This window comes from Stutzerimonas azotifigens, assembly GCF_013522725.1.
Taxonomy (GTDB): domain Bacteria; phylum Pseudomonadota; class Gammaproteobacteria; order Pseudomonadales; family Pseudomonadaceae; genus Stutzerimonas; species Stutzerimonas azotifigens_A.
Genome location: NZ_JAAMRF010000012.1, coordinates 128,426 through 151,589, shown reverse-complemented (window position 1 = coordinate 151,589; position 23,164 = coordinate 128,426). Strand labels below are relative to the sequence as shown.

The 23,164-nt window shown below is 55.0% G+C and carries 21 protein-coding genes; 3 read left to right on the top strand and 18 right to left on the bottom strand.

The genetic code is table 11. From position 1 onward, the window contains the following. Nucleotides 1–51 precede the first annotated feature (51 nt). Nucleotides 52–1,137 (top strand): BMP family ABC transporter substrate-binding protein, encoded by a 1,086-nt coding sequence (locus G7026_RS20775; RefSeq protein WP_079456520.1) that lies wholly within the window; start codon nt 52–54, stop codon nt 1,135–1,137. A gap of 109 nt (nt 1,138–1,246) precedes the next feature. Here the strand turns inward: G7026_RS20775 and G7026_RS20770 are convergent, their stop codons facing one another. From G7026_RS20770 to G7026_RS20755, 4 genes are all read right to left on the bottom strand, one after another. Next, nucleotides 1,247–1,537 (bottom strand): AMP-binding enzyme, encoded by a 291-nt coding sequence (locus G7026_RS20770; protein WP_017678257.1) that lies wholly within the window; start codon nt 1,535–1,537, stop codon nt 1,247–1,249. A gap of 74 nt (nt 1,538–1,611) precedes the next feature. Then, nucleotides 1,612–1,869 (bottom strand): hypothetical protein, encoded by a 258-nt coding sequence (locus tag G7026_RS20765; RefSeq protein ID WP_017678258.1) that lies wholly within the window; start codon nt 1,867–1,869, stop codon nt 1,612–1,614. Nucleotides 1,870–2,408: 539 nt separating this feature from the next. After that, nucleotides 2,409–3,668 carry a translesion error-prone DNA polymerase V subunit UmuC gene (gene umuC, locus G7026_RS20760; RefSeq protein WP_181072979.1) on the bottom strand — a complete coding sequence of 420 codons (1,260 nt, stop codon included), beginning with the start codon at nt 3,666–3,668 and terminating at the stop codon, nt 2,409–2,411. Next, nucleotides 3,668–4,099, bottom strand: a complete 432-nt coding sequence (locus G7026_RS20755; RefSeq protein ID WP_181072978.1) for a LexA family protein — start codon at nt 4,097–4,099, stop codon at nt 3,668–3,670. Before G7026_RS20755 ends, umuC begins: the two co-directional genes overlap by 1 nt. A gap of 81 nt (nt 4,100–4,180) precedes the next feature. Between G7026_RS20755 and G7026_RS20750 the strand changes: the two genes are divergently transcribed. Further along, complete coding sequence (locus tag G7026_RS20750) at nt 4,181–4,606, top strand: hypothetical protein (protein WP_021441675.1); 426 nt, start codon at nt 4,181–4,183, stop codon at nt 4,604–4,606. On the opposite strand, the gene G7026_RS20745 is transcribed toward G7026_RS20750, so the two are convergent. The 6 genes from G7026_RS20745 to G7026_RS20725 form a co-directional block, all read right to left on the bottom strand. Next, nucleotides 4,603–5,100, bottom strand: a complete 498-nt coding sequence (locus G7026_RS20745) for a hypothetical protein (RefSeq protein WP_021441674.1) — start codon at nt 5,098–5,100, stop codon at nt 4,603–4,605. The genes G7026_RS20750 and G7026_RS20745 overlap by 4 nt on opposite strands. A 515-nt stretch (nt 5,101–5,615) precedes the next feature. Then, a complete protein-coding gene (locus G7026_RS20740; protein ID WP_308811821.1) occupies nt 5,616–6,230 on the bottom strand; it encodes a DUF6088 family protein in 615 nt (204 codons plus the stop codon). Between the two features lie 2 nt (nt 6,231–6,232). Next, entirely contained in the window at nt 6,233–6,496 is a 264-nt protein-coding gene (locus G7026_RS22755) for a BPSL0761 family protein (RefSeq protein ID WP_143498806.1), read from the bottom strand. 120 nt (nt 6,497–6,616) lie between these two features. Continuing rightward, nucleotides 6,617–6,919 carry a hypothetical protein gene (locus G7026_RS20735; protein ID WP_181072977.1) on the bottom strand — a complete coding sequence of 101 codons (303 nt, stop codon included), beginning with the start codon at nt 6,917–6,919 and terminating at the stop codon, nt 6,617–6,619. A 90-nt stretch (nt 6,920–7,009) separates the two neighbouring features. After that, complete coding sequence (locus tag G7026_RS20730; protein WP_181072976.1) at nt 7,010–8,410, bottom strand: DEAD/DEAH box helicase; 1,401 nt, start codon at nt 8,408–8,410, stop codon at nt 7,010–7,012. Further along, the gene (locus G7026_RS20725) at nt 8,407–8,997 is read right to left on the bottom strand and encodes a hypothetical protein (RefSeq protein WP_181072975.1); all 591 of its coding nucleotides are present in this window, start codon (nt 8,995–8,997) and stop codon (nt 8,407–8,409) included. Before G7026_RS20725 ends, G7026_RS20730 begins: the two co-directional genes overlap by 4 nt. 102 nt (nt 8,998–9,099) lie before the next feature. Between G7026_RS20725 and G7026_RS20720 the strand changes: the two genes are divergently transcribed. After that, nucleotides 9,100–9,321 carry a helix-turn-helix domain-containing protein gene (locus tag G7026_RS20720; RefSeq protein WP_003105872.1) on the top strand — a complete coding sequence of 74 codons (222 nt, stop codon included), beginning with the start codon at nt 9,100–9,102 and terminating at the stop codon, nt 9,319–9,321. Between the two features lie 18 nt (nt 9,322–9,339). Here G7026_RS20720 and G7026_RS20715 read toward each other — a convergent pair whose 3' ends face one another. The 8 genes from G7026_RS20715 to G7026_RS20680 form a co-directional block, all read right to left on the bottom strand. Beyond that, on the bottom strand, nt 9,340–12,528 hold the full coding sequence (locus G7026_RS20715; RefSeq protein WP_181072974.1) for a type I restriction endonuclease subunit R: 3,189 nt from the start codon (nt 12,526–12,528) through the stop codon (nt 9,340–9,342). Then, the gene (locus G7026_RS20710) at nt 12,528–13,838 is read right to left on the bottom strand and encodes a restriction endonuclease subunit S (RefSeq protein WP_181072973.1); all 1,311 of its coding nucleotides are present in this window, start codon (nt 13,836–13,838) and stop codon (nt 12,528–12,530) included. Before G7026_RS20710 ends, G7026_RS20715 begins: the two co-directional genes overlap by 1 nt. Then, nucleotides 13,835–15,811: a type I restriction-modification system subunit M gene (locus G7026_RS20705; protein ID WP_181072972.1), complete on the bottom strand. Its 1,977-nt coding sequence runs from the start codon at nt 15,809–15,811 to the stop codon at nt 13,835–13,837. The genes G7026_RS20710 and G7026_RS20705 overlap by 4 nt, the downstream gene beginning before the upstream one ends. 227 nt (nt 15,812–16,038) lie before the next feature. Further along, nucleotides 16,039–17,319, bottom strand: a complete 1,281-nt coding sequence (locus G7026_RS20700; protein WP_169311241.1) for a tyrosine-type recombinase/integrase — start codon at nt 17,317–17,319, stop codon at nt 16,039–16,041. 29 nt (nt 17,320–17,348) lie between these two features. Continuing rightward, a complete protein-coding gene (locus tag G7026_RS20695) occupies nt 17,349–17,678 on the bottom strand; it encodes a hypothetical protein (RefSeq protein WP_123789211.1) in 330 nt (109 codons plus the stop codon). 53 nt (nt 17,679–17,731) lie between these two features. Beyond that, complete coding sequence (locus G7026_RS20690; protein WP_181072971.1) at nt 17,732–18,676, bottom strand: hypothetical protein; 945 nt, start codon at nt 18,674–18,676, stop codon at nt 17,732–17,734. Further along, complete coding sequence (locus tag G7026_RS20685; protein WP_181072970.1) at nt 18,669–20,771, bottom strand: tyrosine-type recombinase/integrase; 2,103 nt, start codon at nt 20,769–20,771, stop codon at nt 18,669–18,671. The genes G7026_RS20690 and G7026_RS20685 overlap by 8 nt, the downstream gene beginning before the upstream one ends. Next, a complete protein-coding gene (locus tag G7026_RS20680) occupies nt 20,768–23,122 on the bottom strand; it encodes a site-specific integrase (RefSeq protein WP_181072969.1) in 2,355 nt (784 codons plus the stop codon). The genes G7026_RS20685 and G7026_RS20680 overlap by 4 nt, the downstream gene beginning before the upstream one ends. Nucleotides 23,123–23,164: the final 42 nt, after the last annotated feature.

Below are 23,164 nucleotides of genomic sequence, written 5' to 3'. Positions count from 1 at the left end.
TTTATCCCGGGCTAACCGCCTAACCAATAACGTATGGGGAGCAATACGCGCATGAACATGCCTGGATTCAGGAAAGTACTGGCAGGGTTATTGAGTGGTATCGGTCTGGCAGCAGCCATCACCGCATACGCCGACGAGCCGCTCAAGGTCGGCTTCGTCTACACCGGTCCGATTGGCGACCACGGTTGGACATATCAACACGAGCAGGGCCGTAAGGCGTTGGAGCAGGCGCTGGGCGAGAAAGTCCAGACCACCTACGTCGAAAACGTTGCCGATGGCGCGGACTCCGAACGGGTGATCCGCAACATGGCAAAAAGCGGCTACGACCTGATCTTCGGCACCTCGTTTGGCTACATGAACCCGATGGCCAACGTGGCCAAGCAATTCCCCAAGACCGCGTTCGAACACGCCACTGGCTACAAGCGCAGCACGAACCTCGGCACCTACCTGTCGACCTCGTACGAAGGGCGCTACGTGGCCGGCTACCTGGCCGCGAAAATGACCAAGAGCAAGACCGTCGGTTATGTCGCGTCCTTTCCGATTCCTGAGGTTATCCGCGACATCAATGCTATTCAGGTCGCGTTGAACAAGTACAACCCAGGGGCGGTGGTTAAAGTGGTGTGGCTGAACACCTGGTTCGATCCCGGCAAGGAATCCGACGCCACCAACACGCTTATCGACCAGGGCGCCGATGTGATCTTCCAGCACACCGCCAGCCCAGCACCGATTCAGGCAGCCGAGCGCCGCGGGGTGTACTCGGTGGGCTATGCCTCCAACATGGCCAGCTTCGGCCCCAAGTCGGTAATTACCTCCATCGAATACAACTGGGCGCCGTTCTACATCCGCACTACTGAGTCTGTACTGAACGGCACTTGGAAATCGGCTGACTACTGGGGTGGGCTGGCCGATGACGCCCTGACCATGCCGATCAGCGATATCGTTCCCGCTGAATTTAAGGCCGAGGCGCAGCAGATCATTGCCTCGATCAAGAGCGGCACGTTCCACCCCTTCGATGGCCCGGTTGCCGACCAATCCGGCAAGGTCAGAATTGCGCCAGGAGCCACGGCCAGCAATGCGGATCTGGCAGGTATGGACTACTACGTCCAGGGCATCGCTGCGGAGTTTCCGAAGCAGTAACGTTGCGGGTCCCGCTCGCTAACCGGGCGAGCGGGGTGGCTGAATACCTGAAACGGATCGACATCCTCGATCCGCCTGTGCCGCTCCTGTGCAACAACACCTAAGAAGCTCAGGCAAGCAACTGTCTTTTCAACACCTTGCCCACAGAGCTGCGGGGCAGGGCCTCAAGCATGTGCACAGACTTCACGCATTTGAAGCCCGCCAATCGCTGGCGGCATGCCTCGACAATCGAGGCCTCGTCGGTAGCGCCTGGTTGGGTCGCGACCACAAATGCGATCGGCACCTCGCCCCAGCGCTCGTCGGCCTTGCCCACCACGGCAACCTCGGCCACGCCGGGCAGCGACGCGATCACCGCCTCCAGTTCTGCGGGATAGATGTTTTCGCCACCGCTGATGATCATGTCCTTTAAGCGATCCACCACGTAGAGGAAGCCCTGTTCGTCCAGACGGCCAATGTCGCCGGTTCTGTACCACGTCAGTGTTTTCCACCGGTGTGCTCGTCATCCTCTTCGCCATCTGCACGAGTCTTCGTTTTCAGCTGCGAGAGCGCCTGCTCATTGATGATGGGTAGAACGCCTTGCTCGGTGTCGACTACCCACATCTGCTGCTGCTCGCAGTAATACCCAGGTAGTTGGTCTTCGCCTGTACGAAGTGTGCTGGCACTTGCCAGGAAGGGCGAAATGTTCGCATGACGATGGCGGGCGCGCGCGTCCCTATCGGTGGTGTTTTCCATGCATCAAGTCCATTTAGATCGGTTTGGTGTGCAGATTGATACTACTTTGCCATCAATGACCGAACAACATAGTTTCCGCATGCTGGTGGGCGGTCGTAGCATGCTTACATCAAAGATTCGCTACTAAAAAATAAGGTTCCGCTCGCGACGACGGCAAGCAGTCAGGTTGCTTGATCTGGTAGTCGCCTGATCCACTTGCGATTTGCGTTTGCGACCTTCCTGGTAAGGCTGACAGAGCCGGTATGAGCGCCGACGCAGAGAACATCGAATCGGTGCGTTGGCGAGGCAGTAACAAAGCCCTCATAGAGCCAGCCGAGCAGGTCATCAAATAGGCCGTCATTCACTAGGACTGAATCGGCCCTAACAGTCCGCTATTGGCCGGTTGTTGCCTACCACGACCGATAGCCGTGGTTCGACTTCAGTCTGTCGCGACCGGCAGCAGCTGACTTAATGGTAGTGGGTCTTTCACACCCTCCTTTATCTTTGGAACGCTTGGTAGGTCGCTGTCAGCAACGGCGGCTCCCTCACCTGTTCATGATCTAACGTACCCTTGGCAGCTCGTCCCAGCGGCAGGTGTACCCCGGAGAACGCAGCTCCTGCTTCATCGACCAGCCGCCCAGGGCCGGCACGCGCGCCAGGCGCACGGTGCCGCGGCCCATGCTGGTGTTGATCCTGTCCACGGTTGCCATCAGCGCCGCGCTGCGCGGCCGCGGCGCCGGGGCGAACAGGTCGGCCTGTACCTGCCCGGGGCTGGCCAGGTTCATCAGCATCACCCCGGCTTTCTGGTACCGGTAGCCGGGCCGGTAGATACCCTCCAGCCCGGCCAGCGCCGCCTGCACCAGGTCGCGCGAGTCGTTGCTCGGCGTGTGCAGCGGCACGCTGGCGGTGCGCGCGTAGCGCGGCTCGTCCGGGTTGAACACCCCGGTGCGGATATACACCTGCAGCAGCTGGCACACATCGCCTTGCGCGCGCAGCTTCTCAGCTGCGCGGCAGGCGTAGCTGGCCACCGCCTCGCGCAGCGGCGCCAGCTCCGTCACCCGGCGCGAGAAGCTGCGGCTGCAGGTGATCATCTGCTTCGGCTCCGACCCCTCGTCCAGGGCGAAGCACGGCTCGCCACGCAGCTCACGAATGGTCTTCTCCAGCACCACCGAGAACTGCTTGCGCATCGTCCAGGCGTCCTGCTGCGCCAGATCCCAGGCGGTTTTAACACCCAGCGCGCCCAGGTGCGCCTGCAGCTTGCGCCCCACGCCCCACACCTCGCCCAGCGGCGCGTCCTTGAGCAACGCCGCCTGCTGCTCGGGCCGGGTGGCCACCACCACCCCGCTCTGGCTACGCCGCTTGGCGGCCCAGTTGGCCAACTTGGCCAAGGTCTTCGTGGTGCTGATGCCCACCCCCACCGGCATGCCCGTCAGCAGTTGCACCTCCGCGCGAATGTGCCGGCCGTAACCGGCCAGCGGCCGGCCGAGGCCCGCCAGGTCGAGAAAGCTCTCGTCGATCGAATAAACCTCCAGACGCGGTGCCAGCCCGCGCAGCACCCGTACCACCCGTGCGGAAACGTCGCCGTACAGCGCATAATTGCTGCTGAACGCCAGCACGCCATGCGCCTGCACCAGGTCGCGGATCTTGAAGAACGGCTCGCCCATGCCAATGCCCAGCGCCTTGGCCTCGTTGCTGCGGCTCACCACACAGCCGTCGTTGTTGCTCAGTACCACCATCGGCACCGTGCGCAGGTCGGGGCGGAACAGCCGCTCGCAACTCACGTAGAAGTTGTTGCAGTCCACCAGGGCATAGGTCGGCATCAGCACCCCGGCAGCTTGTGAATGCAGCGCGTCGCCACGCCGAACACCTCCAGGTCCTCGCCGTCGCGCAGGCGAATGTCCGGGTAGGCCTTGTTCGCCGCGCGCAGCACCGGCGCGCCGTGCTCATAGGCCAACTGCTTGCAGGTGAACTCCCCGTTCACCACCGCCACCACCACCATGCCCGCGCGCGGCGTGATCGAGCGGTCTACCACCAGGATGTCGCCGTCGAAAATCCCCAGGCCGGTCATACTGTCCCCCACCACCCGCAGAAAGAAGGTGGCCGCCGGGTGCAGTACGCACAGCTCGTCCAGCGAGAGGCTGGCCTCGATATGGTCCTCAGCGGGGGAAGGAAAGCCGGCGGCAACGCGGCTCAGGAACAACGGTAGCCGCAGACCTGGCCGCAACGGGCGGCCGATCACTGTCAGGGCCATGGATAACCTCACTAATACTGTATATGAATACAGTATTATCAAACCCCAACCTTGGCAACGACAATAGACGGGAGGCACCTCATGTGCGGCGGCGTCGAAGTGGCTGGGCGCTACACCCAAACCGGCCAGCAACTGCGAATCTACTTCCCTAACCCACGCGCCGCCCTGCCCGTGCGTCAGGCCGATGGCGCCGTGGCCTGGGTCCCCTGGGGCCGCCGCAAAGAGCAACCCGGCCACCTGCCCGCCACCGGTTGGGCCCGAACCGACTCCATCACCGCCGGCAAATGGGCGCGCTACCACCCGCAGCCAGTGCAGGTGCTGGCCGAACGCTTTATGGAGAAGAATGCAGCCGGTGCCTCGCACTGGTTTGACCTGGAGCCAGGCCAAACCATTGAGGCGCTGCTCATTGAGCACGGGGAAGAACGGCGGGTCTACGTGGTCACCACCACACCGCCGCAGGGTGGGCCAACGGTGCACGACCGCTGGCCGAGCCTGGTAACGGCCTAGAGCGGGTCACCCTCCAGCATCGCAGCGCTGACCTCGAACTCGCAGTCATCGCCCTGCGGCACCAGCTCCAGCGAGGCGGAGCCGGCCGGCAGTGCGACCACCAGGCTGCGTGTCACGCACTCGGCCTCGGGCATGGTCGCCGTGGCATGCAGCATCTGCTCCGTCCACTCCACCACTTCGTAGTCGAACACCTGGGCTTCCAGGTCTTCGCCCTCGTCGTGATGGTGGATCGAGGCAAAAGCCTCCTGGCAGGTGCCGCGGCCGCGGTTGCAGCGAATCTCCACTGCATTCACCCCGGGCGGCTCGTAACCGGCCACCGTATTCCAGCCACCCCACAACAACAGATCGTCCCCCTGCTGCTGAATGATCAGCGGCGGGCGAACAACCGCATGGGGCTGTTCCAGGGGCGCGGGGTAGGCCAACCACAGGGCCGTATAAGCGGCCACCAGGGCGGAAGCAAGGGAGACGGAAAGGTAGCGGAGGATCGTAGGCATAGTCGAATTCCTTTCGAGGGGGGCTGCTGTCCTAGCCGGTTATATATCTTGAATGCGACATCTGACTTTAGGCTAGGCTCAGCATGATTTCACGCAGGTAATTCATATCGTGATCATGGCCGTCAGGGCCCGCCACGGAACGGGCAGCAGGAACCGGTAATAAACGTCCAGATACACTTTTGTGTAGTGAGTTCAGTCAGAACAGAGTGCTGGTTTGAGAAAGCTACGAGCGGCGACAGTCGCCCCAAACCAGCCAAACGTGACAGGCAACAAGCGGCCCAGGCTGTGTAAAAACTTCAGCTGAAATTCAACGTGCGCGTTACTAGGCGAAATCCCTGAAGCTTGGCCGGGCTGGAGTGCTCAGAATTCGTTAGGAAACGCCGATGTTGATCATCAAATGATCAGTGCTCGGTGCTCGGTGCTCGGTGCTCGGTGCTCAAAATATCTGTCGCCAGCCGCTTATGATCATTGGTTCTTACAGCCCCTACCCTGCAGTTCGCAATGCAGCGATTTCGCTATTGCGCTTCCAATGCCGTTCGCATCCATTTCGGCAGTTTGCAGGCCAGCAATTTGACTAAGTCTTCAGGTCGGAGCCCTTTCTTGATCGCCGCAATACATTCAGGAGTTGAGCCGCCTTTACCGAGATAAAACAATGCACTGATAGCGGCACCCATCTCAGTCCCTGCATGCTGCATGACCATAGGGGCCGCATGTATCAGCCTGATTTCAGCGTTCCCAATGAATACTGAACGGCTGGCTCCGTTGGTGTAATAGATTGGAATGAGTGGCATCTGGGTGCTGAGCCCAAACCTTCTGACGGCATTGGCGCCGTGGATCTGCAGAGACAAGCGTTTCTGCTTGGTAATCAGGCTAATCAATTTCCAGGGATTGGGGCGAGCCCTGGCAACGTAGCGTCCGGGTTTCGGGCGCATATAGATCCCGCGATACACCCGTTCGAGCTCGCCTCGGTTGACCAGTCGAGCTATTGCTTTGGATACGGCGTTTTTCGTTCCAAACCCTGTGAAACGGCTAATGCTGAACGGCTGCCCTTTAGGTAGGCGCTTGACTCGTTGCGCAATCCGGGCGGATACCGACTGGGCTTGATCAGTGCTGAGCATCGTGGCGTTCACGCCTATAGCGTGAAGTCTAACGACGAACTGAAAAGCGGCTGATGGAACGCAATCACCCTTCGCCGATATTCATCATCTTGAGCGTCGTTTACCAGGCACTCTTCGAGGCGCCCCAGCGAGAAAACTTGAACGGCGGACGGGTAGTGTCTGAGCAGGCTTTTCGCATAGCTGCGAATGTCATCAGGTAGTTCGGTGTTACGAGAGAGGTCGCGGAGAAAAGCTTCGGTCTTGACGACACTCCGGGTTCTTTCATGCGGAAGGGTCAAAGCGGCTACCTCCTTATTCAGTTATTCCAATCTACGAGACCAGAACGGGCAAGCCGCGCGCTTACCCCTAATTTGTCCGCGATTCGACGTGGTGCGGCTGATGGATTTTCAACCCTACAATCAGTTCTTTCCCCAGTAGTTGTCTTTGCTGACCAGACCAAAATGTTCGGAAGCAAATGGCTGATCATCATCGAACATTCCATTGACCATACGCTCACGACGCAATCCACTCAGTACCCTGAAGAAGCAGGACTCGCAGAGATGCACCCGGTAGTGCTCGCCGTCATGCTGCGAGCCATATCCCCATTGGGCTTCAAGCGTGCCGTGTTGGAGGCCATAGCCGGGAACTCGCGTTCCAGAACGGCACACGTCGCAGATCACATCCTCAACGACATCGACCAATGCCTGCGACTTAATTTCCATACGCACCTCTCGATTACGTTCCAGGCAGCACCGGCCGGTTGTGGATTCATGCACACCGATATCGTGTGATGAGCTTCGACTGGCCGAGCATCAAAAACAAGCCAGAAGCTGCTGCCGGTAATGCTGAGAAAAACTGACCTGGTAAGCGGGCTCAATTGCAAAGCCACCCAGCGAAATGATGTTCGTAGCCTGCGACCCAACATTAGGCTCTGCACCACCAAACCCTACATCGCCGATGCCTTCGGCATGCCCCAAAGTCCCCACCAGGTCTGGCCGGGAGCCTGGGGTTAAACTTGGCATATGAGCATCGCTCAAAACAGCCAGATCATCCGGTAAGTCATCCGCAATTCGCTCCGCAAAGCCCTGAAGCGTTGGCTCCGCCAACATGAATAGCCATGCCTGGTCGTCGGACTCACCTGTGCGCCGCAGCACTCGCCCCAGCACTTGCCGGTAATGCAGTTCGGTGCGGATACGGCTGAGATAGCAGCACACTTGCAGGCGGGGAATGTCGGTGCCTTCGCTGATCATTCCGACGGCCACAATCCAGCGGCAGGCGCTGCTCCGGAATGCATTGATCACCTGCTGCGCATCCGGGGTTTTGTTGGTCACGATGCGGCACTCTTCACCCATTGCTTCTAGAGCCAGTGCAACTTGCTGGGCGTGTTCGATGTCTGTGGCCACCACCAAACCAGCGGCATCAGGTTTGATCTGGCGTAGCTCGTTCAACTTGCTGCAGCCAAGATCGAGGATTGGATTGATCACCTCGTCATGACGCAGAAGTTCCTCATAGGTGACAGGTGACTCCCCTAAAAGCTTGGCGATGCTGGGAAACAGCCTCACGGAGCTATCCGCGCCAAGCTCTTCCGTAAGTTTCACCTTCTGATTGTCGAGCAACACGATGCGAGGTGATCGACACACGCCGTCGGCAATGGCATCTTTCAAGCCATAACAGTAATCACAGATCAAATGCCCCTCGGGCGAAGAGTAGCGAGCCAATGCGATGGCCTTGTCATCCGAACGCCAGGGCGTGCCAGAAAGGGCCAACGTGAAGGCAGCCCGATCCTGTATCCGATGCAGTATCTGCTGCCCCCAGGCATTGCTGAGCAGCGGATCGTGGCCGGCGCAATGGTGGATCTCATCGAAGACCACGAACACCCGGTAGTCATCAAGCAGCTGCCAGAATCCCTCATCACGGTATTCCATGGCCTGATAGGTATAGGCAGCGCCCACGGCACCTATCTGACCATCTAGGCGTCTGCCTAGGACTTCCGCAAAGGTCGAACGAAAACCCTCCACGACCTGGCAGGACGGCGCAAAGCACAGCACCAAATCGATTCTGTCCTGCTCAAGCAGTTGGCTGACCAGTTCTGCCGCCATGCGCGTCTTTCCGGCTCCCGGGGTTGCCTGGCAGAAGAAGTGCGGCGTGACGGTGAAGTGCTCCAGCGCCTTGGTGATGCAGCTGTTCTGCCAGCTCCGTAGCGATCTACTCATCGTGGTGCGGCGAGCGTTTTGAGGGTCTTCTCGATGGCGCGCAGATGCCCCAAAAGACGAGAACTACGATCCCTGGCCTCCAGGTACTCGCCTTCAACCTTGCCCCGCAAATGTGGCATCTCATCCAGAAGCAGCTTGAATCGTTCCGCCTCGCCCATAGAGGACAGGAAGTCCAAGCGGATTTCCTTGTGGAGCGCTTCGAGCTGCTGATTCGTATTTGCTGGAGATTGAAGCGGTAGCGCCTCCACTTCGAACGCAGCCGGTGCCTGCTGGGGTTCCCCGGCAATCTTGAGGCTGCTCTCAAAGCCGTTGTCGATCAATTCCAGTTGCAGATGTGCCGGAATCGGCTGCAGATGGTAGACCTGCCCTCGAACACGACGATCCTCATCCAGCACAACCCAGCCCGCGCGCAGCAACCGGCGAATCTGCTCATACACATAGCGGCGCACATCGGCGATACGGAAATGTGTGCCGTTTAGGCGAGCGGCATAAGCATCGCGCAGTTCACGGGTCGTAAAGGTTGCACGCCCTGGCTCCTGAAGCAGCTCATACAGACGCCTGTCGAAGATAAACGAGGCCGATTTCATTGAGGGCACCAGAAGAAATAGCGCGAAAATGCGGATTATAATCCGTGGCCTATACGTCCGCAAACGCACGATAGTGCCGCCTCAAGTTGAATTGAGACGGTCATGGATAAGTTGGCGAAGGCGTTAGGGGAACGCATCCGAATGCAGAGGAAGGCCTGCCGGATTTCCCAGGATGCACTGGCGCTGGCGTGCAGTCTCGACCGCAGCTATGTAGGCCGGATCGAGCGTGGTGAGGTCAACATCACCGTCGAGAAGCTCTACCGCATCGCAGGCGAGCTCGCCTGCGATCCTTCAAGCCTTCTGCCACAGCCGTCTGAAATCTAACCCGAGCACGTAATACGGTTAGACAGCCGCGCTGCTATTACCTTGCTCCAGCCCCGCCTGCTGCGTCAGCATCTTCAAAATCACCAACGCAAACGCCCGGCTCTTGGTCTCGTTATCCAGCACTTCCAACGACATCTTTTCGTTGTCAGTCATGGCGTCCAGCACGGTGTCGAGCACGCGCTTGGGGAACAGGCCATGCATCACCTGTTCGACCGAGTGGTTGTTGACCTGGGCCATCACATCCTCCTGACGACTGATGCGATTGGCGATGCCGGTGAGGAACTGCAGCTGATCCTCATCACTCACCTCGGCGCCGAAGATATCGTTCAGCGCCTCGATGATTTCCGACAGCCGCTTCTTCTCCGGGTCATGGGGCTTGCCACTGCCCAGCCCCGTGGCCGGATCGAGGCCGTAGTCGCCTTGTTCCTCGCTCAAGCGCAGCTGGTGCTCGGCGCGCTTGGTCAGGCGGTAGTGGGTCAGTTGCAGTTCGCCCACGTCCACGTCTTCCTGATCGAGGCGATCCACACGCAGCAGCGGGTGCAGGTGTTTGGCATACACACACAGCTGCTCCAGCTCGCGATCCTCATAGGGAATGATCTGCGAGAGGAACTCGTACAGGCGCACGAAGCTCTGCAGGTTCTTCTTGAACAGGTCGAGCTGATCCACCTGCTCGCCGGCTTCCTTGATTGCCGCCTCGGCCTTCTTCAGGCCTGCGCTGTCGCCGTTCTGCTCGGCGGTACGCTTGAAATCCAGCGCATGCTGGCGTGACTCCTGGGCCAGTTTGTAGCGCTTGGCAAAGCGCTCCTTCGCCGGTGCGCAGTAGTAGCTGAGCTTGCTGGCGGCCGCCTTGGGATCGAAGAAGGCCAGCGCGAACGCCGCCACTTCTTCCCAGTGGTAGATGCCCTCGGCATCCAGCTTCTTCTGCAGGTCGTAGATGAGCTGCGGGTCGGTCACGTCGGTCAGCTCGGCCTTGGTGTAGTACGGCAGGAAGGCGTCGAGAATGTCCTGGGCGTCGTTGAAGAAGTCGAGGATGAAGGTCGGCTTGCTGTCGCCAAAGGTACGGTTCAGGCGCGACAGGGTTTGCACGCAGTCTACGCCCTGCAGCTTCTTGTCCACGTACATGGCGCACAGCTTCGGCTGATCGAAGCCGGTCTGGTACTTGTTGGCCGCGATCATCACGTTGAAGTCCTGGGTGTCGAAGGCTTCCGCCAGATCGCGCCCGTTCAGGCCGGGGTTGAGCAGGCTGCTGCTTTCCGTCACCTCTTCGGGGATCACCCCGTCCGGCAACACGCTGCCGGAGAAGGCCACCAGCGGATGCACATCGCCGTAGCCCATCTGCTGCACATAGGCCTGCACCGCCAACTGGTAGCGCACGGCCTCCTGCCGGCTGCTGGTGACCACCATGGCCTTGGCCTGGCCGCCCAGCAGGTGGCGGATATTGGCGCGGAAGTGCTCGACGATCACCTCCACCTTCTGGCTGATGTTGTACGGATGCAGGCGCACCCAGCGCGCCAGCTTCATGCGCGCCTTCTTCGAGTCCACTTCCTCGTCGTCGCCGTCCGGGTGGGCGATCTTCCAGGCGGTGCTGTAGGTGGTGTAGTTCTGCAGCACATCGAGGATGAAACCTTCCTCGATGGCCTGGCGCATGGAGTACAGGTGGAACGCCTCGGGCTTGTTGTCGGCACTCGCCGGCAACGCCGGGTTGGCTGGGCGACCAAACAGCTCCAGGGTCTTGGCCTTGGGCGTGGCGGTAAAGGCGTAGTAGCTGATGCGTTCGTTGGGTGCGCGGGCGGCCACGGCGGCGTCCAGCAGCTCTTCGGCGCTGATCTCTTCCGCATCCGGGGCATCACTGCCGAGAATCTGCTTGAGCTTGCTGGCCGATGAGCCGGTCTGCGAGGAATGTGCCTCGTCAGCGATAACCGCATAGCGGCCGCTGGCCAGCTTGGGGTACTTGTCCAGCGCGTCGAACAGCGCCGGGAAAGTCTGGATGGTGACGATGATGATGCGCGTCTGCTCGGCCAGCGCCTCGGCCAGTTGTTCGGATTTGCTCTGGCTGCCGATATCACGGGTGATGCACTTGACCACGCCCTGGGCGTGCTCGAACTGGTAAATGGTGTCCTGCAGCTGCTTGTCCAGCACTGTGCGGTCGGTAATCACGATCACCGAGTTGAACAGGCGCTGGCCCTCGGCATCGTAGAGCGAGGCCAGCTGATGCGCCGTCCAGGCAATCGAGTTGGACTTGCCGGAACCGGCGCTGTGCTGGATCAGGTAACGCTTGCCCGGCCCTTCAGTGCGGGTGGTCTCGATCAGCCTGTTGACCACTTCCCACTGGTGGTAGCGCGGGAAGATCAGGGTTTCCTTGGTGACGCGATTGCCGTCGGCATCCTCCTTCACGCTCTTCTGCAGGTGAAGGAAGCGGCCCAGCACCTTGAGCCAGGCATCCGGCTGGAACAGGCGCTGCCACAGGTAGCCGGTGGCGTACTGGCTATCGTCTGGCGCGGGCGGGTTGCCGGCACCGCCGTCGAGGCTGCCCAGGTTGAACGGCAGAAAGAAGGTGTCCTTGCCGGCCAGCTTGGTGGTCATCGCCACTTCATCCTGGCTCACGGCAAAGTGCACCAGCGCACCGCGCTTAAAGGTCAGCAGCGGCTCGGGCTTGCGCGTCAGCGGGTCTTTCACCGGGCGGTCATAGCGGTACTGGCGCTTGGCGTTTTCCACGCTCTGCTTGAACTCGCTTTTCAGCTCCAGCGTGGCGACGGGGATGCCGTTGACGAACAGCACCAGATCCAGACGCGGGTTGTATTCGCCCTCACGGTGGTGGGGTGAATAAGACACCTCCTGCACCACGCGCAGGCGGTTGCACTGGTAGCGCTTGAGGGTGTCCGGGTTCATGCCGTGGTCGGGCTTGAAGCTGCACACCTCAATCTTCACCCCCGGCAGCTTGAAGCCGTGGCGCAGCACATCCAGGGTGCCGTCCTGCTCCAGCTCACGCACCAGCTTCTGCACCAGCACGCCTTCCGGGTTGTTCGGGTTGGCCTTGGCGAACTTGTCCCAGCGCTCCGGCCAGGCCTCCTTGAAGTAACCGAGAAAGTCCTCGGTATACAGCGCCGTACCCCGGTCATAGCCGCTGGCCGGGCCGGTGAGCCAGCCCTGGGCGACCATGGCGGCGATTATGTCCTGTTGGAGTTGGGCTTCCTTGCTGCCTGCCATTACACGACCTCTGCTACGGCTAATTCGGGGGCTTGAGTGCTGACCGGGGGCTGCCAGCCGCGCACATCAATCTTGCCGGTTACGGCGGCGGAGATTAGGGCGGAGCGGCGCTCTTGGAGTAGCTCGACAGTCGATACAGCCACAGCAGTTAGCTCCTCATGCCTACTGCGGTCTGCTTCGAGATAAGTCAGGATTTCCAGTTGCTCCTTCTCGGAAGGAATCGGTAACGCCAGACTCATGACATTACTTGCGGATATGGACGCAAGATTGGTGCTCTGCTTAGAGTTCAAATAAAAATAAGTCCGCGCCTGCTCTGCCTGCGTAAAGGCTGCCAACCATTCTGCTCTCAGCAAACCATTAGGCCGGATTGCGAACACATGATTTTGGTGGAGGCATGGATCTATTTGAGCCTGCCAAACCGTGCCGCGCCCTAACTTATCGTTGTCGCCGCCTTCGTTCATAAGCACGTCACCAGCTCGAAGCCTGTAACGCTCGACCTCAGATTCAAGTACGGCTATTTCTTTTACCTCAGCTAAATCCACGTAGCCATTCTGCACATTTGCCACGCGCAGGTAGGGCATAACCACGGTTTCGCGCCCCTCATAATCCTTACCCTTTGCCACACCTCCCTGGATGGTCGCGTACCAACGAAGAGTGCCAACATTCCAGTGCGCCGGCACCTCACCCAGCCACTCAACGCCGGATTCTTTCATCGACACCGTCGGGTCGAGGCCTTTGGTGACGGCGTGGGAGATCACGGCCTGACGCTTTTCCTTGAGCAGTTCGATCAGGCGCTGCTGCTCTTCGATCAGCGCGTCGATGCGGGCGGTTTCGTGGTCGAGGAAGCGGGCGATTTGGGTTTGTTCGAGCTTGGTCGGGATTGCTGCTGGATGGTTCAGCAAATCGGCCTGGGTCATGCTCGGTAGGGCTGTGCTGGTCGAGTAATAACCAAATGGGATAGTGAGCGAGTTGTAATAAAAAAACTTCGCGCAGGCTCCTTTGGAAATCTCGGTGTAAAACATGGTGTCCACCGTCCAGAACCTGCCATTGATATAGAGCGGTTTGTCAATGGTCCCCTTGCGACCAAGCAAAACCGACTCACCCTCATAAAGGTACTGAGTGGCATTCGAGAACTGCCCTCCAGAACCAATTACTGGGTACTCTCCATCTGAGCTTTCAACCTCCTTGTAGTCTCTCCCATTGCGTATCTGCGCCATATTTTTCAGGGAGCCCATGACCCAATGCTCGGGGACTTCCCCCAGCCATTCAACCCCGGAATCCTTGTACGTCGGATACGTCGGAAAGCTCATGCCGACAGCCCCTCGATCATCTGCTTGATGCGGTCGGTGCAGGCTTTCAGGTCGCGGTCGATCTCTGCCAGCGGGCGCGGCGGCTGGAATACATAGAAGTGGCGGTTGAAGGGAATCTCGAAGCCAACCACGCCGACTTCGCCGTCCTGCTCATCACGCTTGCTCTCGTCGATCCAGGCATCCGGCACATGGGGTTTCACTTCACGCTCGAAGTAGTCGTACACCGACTCACCCAGCGGCACGTTCTCGTTATCGCGCAGGCCGGCATCGGCTTCCGGCTGGCCTTTGACCATGCAGATATCGGCCTCGGGGTCGCGCTCGCTCAGGGCGTTGAGAATGGCTTTCAGCTCGGCACCACTCACGGCGACGTTGTGAGCGTTAAGGGTTTTATTCAGCAGTTTGCTGAACTGCTCGCGGTTGCGGTGCAGTTGGTTGGCGTCCAGGGTTTGCAGCGCTTCGATTAGCTGCTGGCGGGCGCTGGCATCGCGTTTCTGGATGGCCTTTTCTGCCAGCACTTTTTCGATGCGCTCCGGGCTTACCTGGAAATTCAGGCGCAGCGGGCGCTCGACGGTAATGCGCCGGTAGCCGAAGGCTTCGACAGGGAAGATTTTGCTCTGCGGGGTTTGCTCGAAGCGGCCATACAGACGCACCAGTTCGTCGATCTGCTCCTCGGTGAGGTACTGGCGCTTGCTGCCCAGCGATTTGCGCATCTTGGCAAAGTGCTGGCTGCCGTCGATCAACTGCACCTTGCCCTGGCGAACGGCGGCCTTGTGGTTGCTCAGCACCCACACATAGGTGGCGATGCCGGTGTTGTAGAACATATCGGTGGGCAGGGCGATGATGGCTTCGACCAGATCGTTCTGCAGCAGGTAGCGGCGAATCTCCGACTCGCCCGAACCGGCGCCGCCGGTAAACAGCGGCGAGCCGTTGAGGATGATGCCGATGCGCGAGCCGCCTTCACGCGGGTCACGCATCTTGCTGACCAGGTGCAGGAGGAACAGCAGCGAGCCATCGGACACACGCGGCAGGCCGGGGCCGAAGCGGCCGTTAAAGCCCTTTTCGCTGTGCTCGTCGGTGATCTGCTTCTGCACCTTCTTCCACTCCACGCCGAACGGCGGGTTGCTGAGCATGAAGTCGAAGCGGCTGTCGGCCAGTTGGTCGTCGGACAGGGTGTTGCCCAGCTTGATGCTGGTGACGTCCTGGCCCTTGATCAGCATGTCCGCCTTGCAGATGGCGTAGGACTCGGGGTTCAGCTCCTGGCCATGCAGCGACACGGTGACCTGCTGGCTGATGGACTGGATGTACTCGTCGCCCTCGGAGAGGAAGCCGCCGGTGCCGGCAGTCGGGTCATAGATGGTGACGATGCTGTTGGGCTTGAGCTTGTCGTCCTGCCCGGTGATCACCAGCGAGGTGGTCAGGTGCACGATATCGCGCGGGGTGAAGTGCTCCCCGGCGGTTTCGTTGGAGCTTTCCGCGAACTTGCGGATCAGCTCTTCGAAGATGATGCCCATGCCGAAGTTGCTGATGCGCTCGGGGCTCAGGTCGGTGGCGGCAAAGCGCTGCACCACCTGATACAGCAGGTTGGCTGACGAGAGCTGCTGTACGAAGTCTTCAAAGTGGAAGTGCTCGAAGATCTCGCGGGCGTCCTTGCTGAAGGACTGCACATAGCTCATCAGGTCAGCGGCGGTCTGGGTGTCGGACAGCGTGCCCAGGGTCAGCTTTGAGGCATTGAAGAACTGCTGCCCGGCCGCGCGCAGCAACAGCCGCTCACGCACCAGATCAGGCCGGCCTTCCTGGGCGTAAGACTCACGGATTACCGCTTCCTTGGTCGGATCCAGAACACATTCCATCCGCCGCAGCAGGGTGAACGGCAGGATGATGCGACCGTACTGCGACTGCTTGAAGTCACCGCGCAGGAGGTCGGCAATCGACCAGAGAAAGGCGGCCGTCTGAGAATGGTTTTCCGTGTTCACGCAACTGCTCCTTGAAAGGCGTGCAAAGCGCCGAGTGTAACTGAAGAGGGGCAGGCGAAATCACTTCGAACCCAAAGCCGTTGGCGTTTAAAGCGCTGAGGCGTCCAGACCTATCTACAGAGGCAAGTCAGCCGGCGGCACCTTCCCGATTTGTCCTGATCGTATGCACTCCCATATCGACGTGTCCAGAGCTGCTCACCAAGAAGGCAGCATGTCTAGTGCCTGTTCTATACCACAATCTCAGAGTAATTATGTCGGTCTAAAATAGCGGACAAACCAGCATCAACGCGCGAACGATGAAGATCAGTCAGAAGATTGTCGTGCACATATCGGTTGACTAGATGAACATAGTATTCAAGTGTAGTTCTAACATCAGTGTGGCCCAGCATTTTCCTGAGATCTTCGTCGAGCGCTGCATCGTAAACAAAACTCCTTCCAAGTCTATTCTGGGCTTTCAACGCCTCATAAACAAAATATGTCGCACAGGTGTGCCTGAGCATTCGTGCATTGAATCGTATGGCTTTAAAATCAGTAGCGCTCTCGGAGTTCTTCGCTGCAGAAACCACCTTGCTAAAGTTATAACCAAGCATTCCATGAGTAACAACATCACCACGAGCGGAAAGAAACAAGTCGCTATTCCTTGGTGGAATGCCATGCTTAGCCTCATATAGCTTCGCTCGTTGCCGCCTTAAGGGTAAATAATACTCGCAAATAACTCTCCACAGCTTCCCTGGAAAGTCTATGGAGCGCCATTTTCCCTTGGACCTAAAATAATAATAGATCGCGCCATTATCTAACCCTTCTGGGTACTCACCCTCATCATAAGGAATGAATCCATAATTTTCATTTCTCCCTCGGTAAGGCAATTGAAAAAGATCAATCGGTCTAAGCCCGGTAATTCGTATGATCGCTGCGATAATTTGATAAACAGGATCATTCAACACGCTGAGAGCTATTTCATAATCAGTTTGCCTTACAAATTTCTGCATTTCTCGTTGATGCATTGCTGGTCTACCACTGGGCAGATTAAATCCCAAGGTAGTAACTTTAACCACTGGGTTGATATGGGCCAGGAGTTTCTGGTCTTTCAGCATGTATCGGATATCAGTCCTACTGATATCCAAATAGTGTTTATAGCCCTGCTTTTCGGCCCACTGATAGAAGCTCCAGACCCTTGCCGCAATGTGATACATGGTTTTGTGAGACGGACCATCAGGAAGCGCATCCGTTGGAGATGCTATGTGAACAAGGAAGGCATCAAATACATCCTCATCCACCAACTGCCAGTTCTGCGCGCCAAATACAACTTCAGCCCCTTCGATTGGGCTATCGTCCAACCACTGCAAAAACCTTCTCAGGATATTCGCATAGTTTCTTGTCGTTTCATCACTCCTTGAACGTATCTTCGAGACAGCCATCGCCCACATGGTCGGTGCTTCAAGGACGTTATGATTATCATCAAAATAAATCCCTACGCGCTCTCGCATATAGCCAGAGTGGCTGGCCAAACCGTTTCCAAAATGAAGGATACACATAACTATTTTGGCCTCGACAAGGGGTACACCACAAGCGAATTAGAAACTTCATTTAAATAGTCATTAAACTTACAAAGCGAAGCAGACAAATCTCCTAACCGCTGCTCTAATTCTTCATCATGAGTTAAACCATTTTGGTGAGCACAATTGGCATCCGCACTGCGCCCATAAAGAACACCATGCGCTCTTAATTCGGACTCAAGATCACGAAGCAGAGTTACTACCTGTGAGTTTTGATAAATTATGCTTCGCTGAATCCCACACGCTTCAACCAGCTTTACTCTTGAAAGCCTAGTCATATCTGCTGAAACGAAATCAGCCCAGTCTCCCATGCGACGTCGCTCTTCAACAAACGATTGGAAACGCTTTAGACCATTCACTGATTTCAAGCCAAGATGATTGAGTCGAAATTTTCGCTGAATTGTATTTCTTCGAACCGCGCAGCCACAACTTTGATGGATGAAATATTCAATTCAAGAGCCGCACCATTGAACTGTTTTTCGGCCCTAGCGATACAGGCATCAAGGCCTAGGCTAAATCGAACACAGTGCACAGGCGCGTTAAATTCTTTCCTAACCCTAGAAACTAACAAATTCCGAGTTGAAACTGTATCACTTGCCCCACTGACATATAAGGATACGCCTGGAGTAGGTGGCTTGTGATTATCAATCCAAGATGACTTGCCGCACATTGGAAGACCACACATTATGTAGACTGCGGTAACAAGTGAAGATCGATTCTGACTAGATAACGAATCCAGTTTCTCCAAAAAACTCAGAATGGCCTCAGAATCTGAGCCTGCATTAGGCACTTCCAAAATAATCTTTGAAGTGATAAATCCTGATACCGAAGGAGTTAATGATTCAGCAAGAGCCGCCTTGAGATCTGCACGTAGGATTGCGTTCTGATTCTTCTGATGAGTTAGCTCTTGAAGGAGCTTAGCCTTCTCAACTTGCTTAGCAGGCTTTTCACTAGCCAACGCAAAGTAATATTGTACCCTGTCGATCAACTGATTATATGTGGTGCTAGCGCGCTCCCTTAGTAGGGCTAACTGCTCCTCCAACTCTTTCAGTCGATGATGTATTTCTTGAGTGTTTTTGAGTGGCTTTTTGACATCCTCACTTGAATCCTTTGTATAAACCCCAGAATGAGTTGTTCCTTTTATGACTTCTCTGACCTTCACCCAGTCAGGATCATGCTTTTGATTGATTGTTGCACGACCGACACCAGATAATTTAGAAACTTCCATCACTGATAACTTTTTTCGGCCGTCGCTTTGGAGCGCTGAAATAGTCGCATACACCCGATTGAGGAGATCCTGCTTAGCCATGCGCTACCTGCTTTAGGAAATTATGTGCTTCATCCCCTACAACCTCGTGAAGTCGCTTAAAGGCTTCAGCGATACGCCTCTGCGAATATTCCTTCTGAGTCGCTCCACAGTACCTATGCTTAATCATATTATCGTGGAAAATTATCTCATTTTTTAATGATGGAACATTGGCCTCGACAAATGCAGCATATCTACAATTATATGGGTCACACGCAAACAAGTTTGGATGAAGCCTCGACCCAGGGCTATCACTCTTAGCATCACAAGGTGACTCGCTGGTAAGACCCGGCGTTCGCATACAGATTGCAAGATTCGTTCTATGCAGAAGCTTCACACCTTCATCAAGCAAAGAGGCGACATACTGACTTAAACTCTCTTTTCCCGCGTTTTGCAATTTAGCCCTGAGTATTGGAGACGAATTAGCAGTCTTGGCCAATCTTTTGCCGCCAATGCCCCCAATTTGACCAGAAATTACACCTTGCAAAACCTCGACGAGAATTTCCGTATTTTCTTCAATCAACGTAGCTTTGACTTCATCGTTCATGCCTGGTAAAGAAAGGATGTACCTTAACGTCATTTTTAAGCTGCGGTGAGAAAAGAGGCGTTTAATAATTTCAAGATTCCGCGAATCTTGATGAATTATATAAAGGGCAAGTGACTTCCGAAAACGATGTGGGTGTACTCTATAATCAATACCCAGGTTGTTTGCCACTCGATTGCAAGCTCGCCCTACCACAGTGGACTGCGGAGTGTTTCCAAAACTTAACTTTGGTATCTTGACAAACAGATAGTCGTGATTACCGTAAGCACGAGCATCCCGCCCTATTTCAATTATTACTTCAATTGCGTCAGCAGCAATTTTTGGGATAGGTATTGTTTTAATGTCGCCCTGTGACGAAATAGAGGTTTTGAAAACAGTATAAGTAAGCCAATAACCCTCAGACTTAAACGAAAGACAATCCACCTTAAGTCCAATGACCTCTGATCGGCGCATCCCAGTAAGACATAGAAGAAGCACGATACAAGCATCGATCAGAGAGACAACAACGCTAATCACAGCAGTTTGATTTATATACTCCCCCTCATCATTCTCATGCGTTCTTTCCTTGATTTCTATTCCCCACCAGGGAATACCGCTATCTAGTAACTTAGGTTTATAAGCCCTAAATCTTTTAACTCCCTCAACGGACGCCGTTGACACACCAAAATTCATCGCGGCAAGCTTTTCGGGGTTCTCAAAAGCACCTACTATGGTTGGCGCAAAATTTTTATACAGCCAAAGGACGTCATCACTATAGTTTTCAACAAACCCCACACAGTATCTAAATATTTCTGCATAGTCATCGAGCGGAATGGGTTCGAAAGGTCGAGAGGACTCGTCGTATTCTCTTCTATATTTGGCGACAAGCTCTTTAGTTACGTATGAATCGTATAGTGAGTACTCTGACGGAAGCATACCCATCGATGACACGCCCTGCCAGAAGGACATTAAGTAACAGAATTCCCACTTAATCCCAGATGTGGGCAGCGACTCTATATAGTGCTCCACACTCGACTTGGCCAAATCATTCACCGTCCTAAAATCTGGTGAATTTTCCGAACCTAAATATAGACCTTCGGCATGAAACAACCCGATAAGTCTTATTACTTTTGTTTTATCTGACTCAAGAGATGTATAAGCATTAATACGACCATGAATTCCGAAGTGCGGTACACGGTAAAATAGTAGCGCCCTAGCAATATTCACCCAATGTTCGTGACCTACTCCACAAACATTCACGCCATACATATTCACATAATCAAAATTGATGCGTATGGGAAATCCATTAGGGGAGGGGTAATCCCCAAAATCCCAAACCGGATCGCCGAAAGAGCTTCTAGGACTTACCCTAATATAACTCCACTCGTTCTTATCAATTCTGGAAAGATTGAGTAAATTTATACTATCGCAAATGATCCCAAGTGAAGAGTCGCCACTCAGAATCTCATCATCTTCTTCAGTAGCGATAGGCTCTGACTCTTCCTCGTGACAACCCAGTCCATTCCTTATTTCTTCTAAAACGGCTTTTATTTGGTCACGTGTTGGAGTTGTCATGAGAGTCCTATCATTGTCAATGGCAGTGCAAAACCGTTATGTACTGATCGATCTATTGCCTCAGCAACCTCAATCGGATCCCCCCAGCCCTCTAGAACCCCCTTCCACGCTAAATACTCAGCGCGATAGCTTTTCTCCCATTCTAAGGGATTTAACCGCTCCCTCAGACCGTCAAGGTCGGAAATTCTTCTTGCAATAAAAGGTAATGCTTCTTTGAAGATCACACACTGTGAGCATAACGGGCAACGATTGAAGTAGTTGCAAGGCGTATCCGTCCTAAGAAAACTTTCAGCGCCTGGCCAATCTGGTCGTCTTGAATTTAGACAACTTGCAATGAATGTCTGACCTTCCGGAGAAAGCAACTGTATTACCGAATCTTCAGAAGAATTCAGCCTGCCGACTAATGGTGCAACAACTGACCGTAGTTCTTCTTTGCTACCGCAGCGTAGAGTGGCTTCACGCAGCTCAACCAAAGACACATCTGTAAGAAGATTTGCTGAGTAACGCCTAAAATCTTCTTCATGCTTTCTCTGAATCTTTCTTAGACGCCCATTTAATATTTCTGCCGACCCCCAGTCACTATCATAATGATTCACTGTGGTATCGATATCCGAATGCCCCATCATTGTCGAAACTTCGTCTATATCTAAACCCTGTTCTCTCCGTCGAGTTTCGTAAGTAGTTCGAAGACGTTTCGTTTCAATTCTGGGGGATTTGGTATCCGTATCCAATTTTATGCGGTGGCGATGTAGAAACTCCGTTGATGCGTGCCCAAAATTCGTAGTGGTCACCGGCGTGCATAAGCGGCCAAACTTATTCCACAGATTCTTCGAAATGACACACTGAAATAATTTACCCTTTAAATAATGAGGCGACGAGAAATGCTTGGTTACTTCAGCGGCAACAAAGCGCAAGATCTGATACGTGCCAAACTTATCTCGCTTGTTTGATCTATGCATTTGGCTTTTGTTGGACCGTCCCTTGTACCCATAAATAATCACATAGTCATCATCCAGAAGGTCCTCCTCAATGTGGTCGTCTAGGTTATCGCTTATCGATACCACGACCTCAAAGTTCCAGCCCGTCTGCAACATCACGAAGAGAAAGAATGGGAATATAGTTCCCATTGTGAAGGCTACTCTGCTGAAGTATGCCATTTGACCTACTTCATAGGGTAGGTGCTCTGGCCCAACCTTCATATATATCAAGGCCGACCGTAATCTTTTTTCCAGCGTAGAATATTTTTTGTTTGTTCCGTGAGCGGTGTTTTTACTCCACTCAGCGGAAAAGAGATGTCCAGCTTCCTCGAAGCTCACTTGCATAGGCCAATCAGGATAAAGTCTTCCTACATTTGCAGTTGCAATTCGCCCAGATTCTTCTCGATCACAGCCATACACCATCCCCCGTTCACTGACCTCAGTACCAACTACAGGGCGACCTTTAGCCGCCAGTTCATGGGCGCGGGCTCGGTAAATGCCCAGAAACCTCTCTATACTTATTCCATTTGCCCGTATGTATTCTTTAACATCTCCAGTGGAGCGTATAACCCACTCAAACCCTTTAATGTGTGTCGCCTTGATTGACCCGTTGGATCTTTTAGTTTGCTCTTTTACAACCAGATCAAACATCAAGTTTTCTAATGAAAGATCGTATGCCAGAATTGGCTTCTCGCCTTCCACTACACTGTTGTAACTCTCCATCCACTTCATAATAAACTTAATATCGATCAGGCATCCCTCCACAAGCTTATTATGAATCTCCCTGCTGTATCCTTCTGTTATTTGCTCGTTCATCCCCGGTCCAGTCGGCCATTCAAACCCTTTGCCGACCCAGCCCTGCCCTTTATATTTATTTTTCAACGAAAGAAAGATATTTTTTAATGCGCCGTATCTTTTTCTATTTACGGTGCGACCTGGATACGAACGAATTAGAAATGACCTAAAATTCACGCATACCTGCCCATCGACATCAGCAACACCTTTGACTGATTTATTGATCGGCTCAGCGCTGTTAAGAAACAGCACAAACTCTTGAATTGAGTAATAGATGTCTTGATGGGATTGATATGTGATCAATCTCTTTGCGGAATGGAGCTGCGCACCTATAAGTAACTGCTGGACAATTAATTTATGGTGCGGATACTCAGTGACAAGATCTGTGAAGTCACGGACGTATTCCCTTGTGCCAGTAGTCTTGTTTCGGACAAGCAACCCTTGAGCTGAAACATCGACTTGTCCCCTAGCAGTGCTTCTTTCTTGAATCGCTTGGGGGGTGTTTTCTGGGAGCTTTCGCTGGAGGGTCGGTCGTTCTCGCGACTCAAGTGCAGACTTGGAGAAAGGCTTTCGAGGCATCTGACGTCCATTTGGATGGGTCTCTAGCCAGCAGTATCAAGG

Excerpts from the sequence above, each read along its gene's own strand:
- G7026_RS20775 (WP_079456520.1), top strand. The coding sequence starts at position 52 with ATGAACATGCCTGGATTCAGGAAAGTACTGGCAGGGTTATTGAGTGGT.
- G7026_RS20770 (WP_017678257.1), bottom strand. The coding sequence starts at position 1,537 with ATGATCATCAGCGGTGGCGAAAACATCTATCCCGCAGAACTGGAGGCG.
- G7026_RS20765 (WP_017678258.1), bottom strand. The coding sequence starts at position 1,869 with ATGGAAAACACCACCGATAGGGACGCGCGCGCCCGCCATCGTCATGCG.
- umuC (WP_181072979.1), bottom strand. The coding sequence starts at position 3,668 with ATGCCGACCTATGCCCTGGTGGACTGCAACAACTTCTACGTGAGTTGC.
- G7026_RS20755 (WP_181072978.1), bottom strand. The coding sequence starts at position 4,099 with ATGGCCCTGACAGTGATCGGCCGCCCGTTGCGGCCAGGTCTGCGGCTA.
- G7026_RS20750 (WP_021441675.1), top strand. The coding sequence starts at position 4,181 with ATGTGCGGCGGCGTCGAAGTGGCTGGGCGCTACACCCAAACCGGCCAG.
- G7026_RS20745 (WP_021441674.1), bottom strand. The coding sequence starts at position 5,100 with ATGCCTACGATCCTCCGCTACCTTTCCGTCTCCCTTGCTTCCGCCCTG.
- G7026_RS20735 (WP_181072977.1), bottom strand. The coding sequence starts at position 6,919 with ATGGAAATTAAGTCGCAGGCATTGGTCGATGTCGTTGAGGATGTGATC.
- G7026_RS20730 (WP_181072976.1), bottom strand. The coding sequence starts at position 8,410 with ATGAGTAGATCGCTACGGAGCTGGCAGAACAGCTGCATCACCAAGGCG.
- G7026_RS20725 (WP_181072975.1), bottom strand. The coding sequence starts at position 8,997 with ATGAAATCGGCCTCGTTTATCTTCGACAGGCGTCTGTATGAGCTGCTT.
- G7026_RS20720 (WP_003105872.1), top strand. The coding sequence starts at position 9,100 with ATGGATAAGTTGGCGAAGGCGTTAGGGGAACGCATCCGAATGCAGAGG.
- G7026_RS20715 (WP_181072974.1), bottom strand. The coding sequence starts at position 12,528 with ATGGCAGGCAGCAAGGAAGCCCAACTCCAACAGGACATAATCGCCGCC.
- G7026_RS20710 (WP_181072973.1), bottom strand. The coding sequence starts at position 13,838 with ATGAGCTTTCCGACGTATCCGACGTACAAGGATTCCGGGGTTGAATGG.
- G7026_RS20695 (WP_123789211.1), bottom strand. The coding sequence starts at position 17,678 with ATGGGAGACTGGGCTGATTTCGTTTCAGCAGATATGACTAGGCTTTCA.
- G7026_RS20690 (WP_181072971.1), bottom strand. The coding sequence starts at position 18,676 with ATGGCTAAGCAGGATCTCCTCAATCGGGTGTATGCGACTATTTCAGCG.
- G7026_RS20685 (WP_181072970.1), bottom strand. The coding sequence starts at position 20,771 with ATGACAACTCCAACACGTGACCAAATAAAAGCCGTTTTAGAAGAAATA.
- G7026_RS20680 (WP_181072969.1), bottom strand. The coding sequence starts at position 23,122 with ATGCCTCGAAAGCCTTTCTCCAAGTCTGCACTTGAGTCGCGAGAACGA.